Raw genomic sequence first — 2,340 nt, forward strand, 5'->3', positions numbered from 1 at the left:
TTCCAGAATCTTCCTCGCAATAAAATCATCCAGATCCTCTATACGAAAACACCGGATGCGACCGATTTCCAGCGACCGGATTCCCAGCGTCTCGTGCTGGTTCCGCAACGTTCCTTCAGCGATGCCGATATACGCCGCAGCAGCCGCGTAACGTAACGACCCACGAGGCTCTATTGCGACAGTTTTTCTTTTAGCTGCCGACATGATGATACTCCGGTTTTGGAAGACCGATCGAACATAGGATCCGGCAAGGTAGTGCTTTCAGATCCCCGTCATCCGCTGTTGTTCCGGACATTGTCACAACCTCCATGAAAGGAAACTGACTTCACTCGATGCTCAGGGCTTGAGCCTCGAATCATGCGCCAGTTTCCCTGTTAAAATCAGGGTATGAGACATTCCTGAAACGGCAAGACGGTTTTTTCGCAATTTTTGACATCGTTCGATTGCGCTCCGGATACCAAAACTGATGTCGTGCGCTACCATTCCTGGCGTGGGAGCTCCGGTTCCGGTCACCCCACGCCTCAGGCATCGGTCCTTGTCCTTATAGCGACATCTCTCTGTCACTCCCGTCGTCAGCGATCCGGTCCACCAGAGACTGGCACAGTGCCTTCAGGTCTTCCGGACGCGCCAGCAGGTCGAGAAAGATACAGACCGGGGTGATGCCAACACGGCGGTAGAAGGCTTCACGCCGCTCGAAGCGCTCCAATCCCCGCAACTCGTGGTCGTTCCGGGTAATGCGGTTGGGTCCACAAGAACCAATGACCTCGATAAAGCAGGCAGTACTTCTCCTGCGCAATGTCAGGTCCGCCTTCTCCGCCCCGAGGTCAGCCATAATCGGCTGATGGAGATCGATTTCCATATCCTCGTGCTTCAAGGACTCAAGGATCTGGTAAACGACACGTTCGGGGAGGGATTCCAGTGTCTTACCATTGGACGCGATCTTCCCTGTCGGCGGCAGGTCAGGCCAGCGAGCCCTCGCCTGGGCGTCGATGCGGGCCCAGTCGCGCTGACCAGACTCACCGATGAACACAAGATGCTGACCCGCCGCGCCGAGATACCGACAGATGGCCTCGCTCGGTGGAGCGCCGAGGGCACGGGCCAGATCCCGATAGGTGGTCAGATCGGCTTCGGTGGGGTGAAAACGGGACGGCGTGGCGTCGTCTGAGAAACGAGACATTATTTTTTCCATGAAGAAATGAAAACAGGCGCGACATGGGCGCGCCTGTAGATGAAAGAAACGGGTGTGGGCGACGATGGAGAGCCTCAGTCGCAGCCGAAACCTTGGCCATCCAGCAGTTTGTCGGCCAGGCGCCGGACTTTGCGACCGACCATCCTTGTCAAAATAACGACGCCTTCAAGAATGCGATCGTCCGTATTGCCTTCGAGCGACTGACTCAGGGCAAAGTCGAGCAAGCGGTGCAAAGCCACGAGCTGCATGAGATCCGCCTCCACGGCGGATGAAATTGTGGTGTAATCGGACATTGATTTTCTCGTTTGAAAGTATTGCGGAACGAGGAGCCCACACGCAAAAAACCGCTACCAGATCGGAAAAGAACAAAATCCTTTGGGGAATTTAGGGTGCGGAGCCTCAAAAGTCCCGGAACAAAAACCGAAACAAACCAAAAAATTACAATACTAATAACCAAAATGAATAATATAAAACGCGGAAATATTTTCACGAAAATAATAAAGACCGGACGGAATTAACCGACCGGCCTTTGTTTTTTTATTCTCGGCGCGCGTCCATGATTCGCAGAAGCGCAATCGCGGCGGTGATTTCGGGAACATCACAATCCAGTGAATCCCGATACCGGATCAAGGCAGGCAGAAGCATCGTAAACAGCAGAGCATCGCAATCGAGCGTGTCGTGAGGTTGATTGGTATCCATGGAAGTCTTCCCTGAGACTTGACACCCAGGCTGCGGACTGAAACAGTGACGGTACAATCCTTACAGCTCCTTTGGGGAAACGAGGATATCCCGCTTCGAAGGCCCCACAGGAGTTCTGCTAGTAATATCTACTCTGTACTCGCACGCGAGCGCGCGCAGGGGTAGTTCGATCGCCGCTTCGTCACGTTACTCCCCGACATAATGCCCGGTTTCAGCGAGATCCTTTGCAAAGGTCAGACCGAACTTTTTCCAGCCATCCCCGAAATTGTCGAATGTCGCCATGAACGCCTGCTGCGGACGAATGAACTGCGGGGCAAAGACCTCCAGCACACGCGGATCACTGCTCCAGCCCGGCACCTGTTCAGGCGTCATCAGCACGGCCACCGTGATCCGCTGATGGCCCGACTCAACCGTCTTATGTGGACGGCCGTTTAAGCGCAATACCTCACATT

The 2,340-nt window shown here is 54.4% G+C and carries 4 protein-coding genes and 1 pseudogene; all 5 read right to left on the minus strand.

Annotation, left to right across the window (positions count from 1 at the left end):
- A pseudogene (locus AD944_RS16015) lies at window positions 1-204 on the minus strand (hypothetical protein); the annotation flags it as partial.
- 337 nt (window positions 205-541) lie between these two features.
- Entirely contained in the window at window positions 542-1,177 is a 636-nt protein-coding gene (locus AD944_RS00580; protein ID WP_061474631.1) for a hypothetical protein, read from the minus strand.
- An 86-nt stretch (window positions 1,178-1,263) separates the two neighbouring features.
- Entirely contained in the window at window positions 1,264-1,482 is a 219-nt protein-coding gene (locus AD944_RS00585; RefSeq protein WP_045541534.1) for a hypothetical protein, read from the minus strand.
- 244 nt (window positions 1,483-1,726) lie between these two features.
- Window positions 1,727-1,888 carry a hypothetical protein gene (locus AD944_RS16540; RefSeq protein ID WP_156477221.1) on the minus strand — a complete coding sequence of 54 codons (162 nt, stop codon included), beginning with the start codon at window positions 1,886-1,888 and terminating at the stop codon, window positions 1,727-1,729.
- Window positions 1,889-2,074: 186 nt separating this feature from the next.
- On the minus strand, window positions 2,075-2,340 hold a 266-nt coding region (locus tag AD944_RS00590; RefSeq protein WP_211263314.1), incomplete at its 5' end, for a hypothetical protein.

This window comes from Acetobacter tropicalis (genome assembly GCF_001580915.1).
GTDB classification, from domain to species: domain Bacteria; phylum Pseudomonadota; class Alphaproteobacteria; order Acetobacterales; family Acetobacteraceae; genus Acetobacter; species Acetobacter tropicalis.

Excerpts from the sequence above, each read along its gene's own strand:
- AD944_RS00580 (WP_061474631.1), bottom strand. The coding sequence starts at position 1,177 with ATGTCTCGTTTCTCAGACGACGCCACGCCGTCCCGTTTTCACCCCACC.
- AD944_RS00585 (WP_045541534.1), bottom strand. The coding sequence starts at position 1,482 with ATGTCCGATTACACCACAATTTCATCCGCCGTGGAGGCGGATCTCATG.
- AD944_RS16540 (WP_156477221.1), bottom strand. The coding sequence starts at position 1,888 with ATGGATACCAATCAACCTCACGACACGCTCGATTGCGATGCTCTGCTG.